Genomic DNA, 2,839 nt, shown 5'->3' on the forward strand with positions numbered 1-2,839 from the left:
GTCGCAACTGTGGAACCCCACCGTGCGGGCTTCGGGTTCGGGCTTGGGGTGGCAGTGCGGACCATTGAGGGTCTCTCAGCAGTTCCAGGCAACCCCGGGGGAGTTTACCTGGACCGGCGCCTACGGCTCGCAATTTTTCTGCGTCCCAAAGGAGCGTCTCCTTGTGGTGGTAGGAACGGCGGCACCTGGAGAAATCCGGAAGTACTATCGTGAATAAGTCCAGGACATCGTCTATGCCGCACTCGTCCGGTAATCAGCGTGGTTATCCCTCGAACCAAAGTGAGGCGAGTAAACGTGTTTGGCTCGGTTGTGGCTTCGCAAAAGGGCAGACGCGGATTGTTCGAAAGCCGACCAGATCGAGGCAATGAAAAGCACTCACTAGCAAGCGCAAAAACGTGGTGACAATGGGAGCGAGAGGAAACGAGAATAGGAATGACGCCCAGTTGCATCAGATCCGATTCCAGGTGAGCGATTCAGCAGCGGCAAGATTAATACCCTTAAACCTCCACGGCCCAGACGTTGCGCAACTGTTTGATATTCTCACCAAGCACCGCGCGCCCCCGAAATGTCAGTTCCACGCCTTTGCCGAGTATGTCGCCAAAACAGAAATGCACGGGTCCGACGACCATCCGCTCTACGAGTGGACCAAGACGGCGATTGAGAATCCGGCGAAAAAGGAACGGCATCTGAGATCATTCGCTCTGTATGTGGACGGACACAAGGTCTACACCAAAGAGATTGCCGACGAGCTCGAGGCAAGCCTGCGCCCCCTCAGGGTGGGAGCTGTGGCGAGAGCATGACGTAACAGTCCCTGCCGCCTGTGCCCTGCTCGACCCCGATCACATCCGCTGGTTCGATATCAGCGACGTTGAGGATCCGAAGTCAGGCGGCATAAACCGTCGTGAACAGTGCGGCTCTTCAGGCTCGGGATCGTTCCGGGAATCGATGAACGTGACACGGTTGCGCAGAACACGCGCGGGCCGCGAGAGGGCGAAGCTCGTCCTATCGAGTTGTTCACGTGCGGGAAGTGAGTGTCGGCTCAGAAGCCGACCGAATTCATCCCGATCGTTCGTAAACCTATGGTTAGCAGGTAGGTCTTATTCAGCACGGGCGGCATCGAGCTCGCAGAGTAGCTATAGGAATTTACATAGGTCGCTGCCAGCACGAAGCAATCGTCGACATAGCCGGCCCCGAGAACATACTGGTTGACCTTGTTGGCCTCAAGGTCCCAGCGCGCCGAACCGGTCACCACCAAGTTGGTGGAGACCTTCAGCGAACCGGAGGTCAGGATGCCCTCGCGGCGGGTCAGATAGCCGAGGTTTGGCTGCGGCGCGTAATTGCCGTACATCATACTGACCGACCAGCGATTGAAATCAGCGCGGCCTTCCGCCTCGAAGCGCTTCACGTTCCAGGTCTGCTCGTCCACACGGGAGCGAACGCTGAACGTATAGGTGCTGTTCGGCGAATAGGCGACGCTTCCTACATAGTCGGAGCGGGGCTTGTCGAGACCGGAATTCAGACCGGTGTTGATGGAATCATGGATCGCGTAGGAGTTCAGGCCGAACAGCTGGTAGGACTGTCCGAACAGCACCTTGGCGGAGCCGCCGCGGTCGAACTGGGTCGTGGCCTGCACGCCGACATTACCGCGCCCCCCACCCTCGACGCGGTCGTAGCCGGAGAACTTGTCGACGCTGAACAGGTTGGAGGTATCGAAACCAAAACTCTGCGCGTCCTCCATCGGCAGCTTGCCGGCATAGGTCTCGTTCGGACGGACGATGATCTGCGCGATCGGCTCGACCGTGGTGGTGCCCCAGGGATGAACGCTGATGAGCGGGTAGCGATATTCGAGGCCGACCGTCGGCATCAGGCGCAGCGCCTGCGTGTCGCCGACGGGCAGGAAGTTCGACACGCCGGGCTGGTTCGAGACCTGTGCGTCGATGGCGTCGACGCGCAGGATGGCAAACGGCGTCCAGATCTGGCCGAGCGGGTCAGTGAAGGATTTTCGCCATTGCGCCTCGGCCGTCAGGCGCGTGTAGGTGCCGGGGAAGCCGCGCAGCAGGCATTGCGAGGGCATCCGAGCCAGCGGATCGGCGGATGCCGTGGTGCACAGGCCGGCTGTGTTGGCGAGCGTCGTGATCGGGTCGAACACCGCCTGATTGCGGGTCAGGCTAGTGAAGTTCACCTTGTAGCTGAACTCGCCGCCGAAGATCGGGCTGTTGATTACGTTGTTATAGTCGATCACCGGATGAATCGCCGGCACCTGGCTCTGGTTGCCGGAGTAGCTGAGGTAATGGATCATGCGCGCATCGAAAAAGCTGCGACTGCCGACGCCGGTCAAATAGAGCTGCGAGATCCCTTCGGTCGGCAGGCTCAGGAACGATGCGAACGGGTCCCGATACTGGGCGAGCCGATAATCCTGGAAGAAGTGGTAATCGGAGAGGAGCACGCCATCCCAGCCCCAAACCCACTTGTCATTGATCGCAAACTGGCCGTGCGTCTCGATGCCGCCGCGGAACTGGCGGTTGCCCGGCTGGCCGGCGAAGGCGCCCGGATCGAGCTGGTCGATGCCGTAAGCGCGGATTGAGTACGAGCCATTCAAGAGGCGCTGGCGGAATTCACCCTGGACCAGGACGCCCTGGCGCGAGGTGAAGCGCGGGTAGAGCATCACGTCATAGTCTGGAGCGAGCGCGAAGTAATAGGGGATCTCGACGGCGTAACCATACGTCGACGCTTGACTGGGATTTGGCATCAGAAAGCCCGACTTGCGCTTCACGGTCGGGTCCGGCGTCGAGAAATACGGCATGTAGGCGAGCGGGACGCCGAAGAATTCGAGCTGCGC

The 2,839-nt window shown here is 60.0% G+C and carries 2 protein-coding genes and 1 pseudogene; 2 read left to right on the forward strand and 1 reads right to left on the reverse strand.

The window, feature by feature from the left end; all coding sequences use genetic code 11:
- Window positions 1-217 (forward strand): annotated as a pseudogene (locus F758_RS52705) (serine hydrolase domain-containing protein); the annotation flags it as partial.
- A gap of 226 nt (window positions 218-443) precedes the next feature.
- Window positions 444-800, forward strand: a complete 357-nt coding sequence (locus tag F758_RS46230) for a hypothetical protein (RefSeq protein ID WP_157450567.1) — start codon at window positions 444-446, stop codon at window positions 798-800.
- Window positions 801-1,039: 239 nt separating this feature from the next.
- Here F758_RS46230 and F758_RS0142865 read toward each other — a convergent pair.
- Window positions 1,040-2,839: LPS-assembly protein LptD (locus tag F758_RS0142865; protein ID WP_024513493.1), on the reverse strand; the 1,800-nt coding region annotated here is incomplete at its 5' end.

This window comes from Bradyrhizobium sp. ARR65, assembly GCF_000472385.1.
In the GTDB taxonomy this organism is placed as follows: domain Bacteria; phylum Pseudomonadota; class Alphaproteobacteria; order Rhizobiales; family Xanthobacteraceae; genus Bradyrhizobium.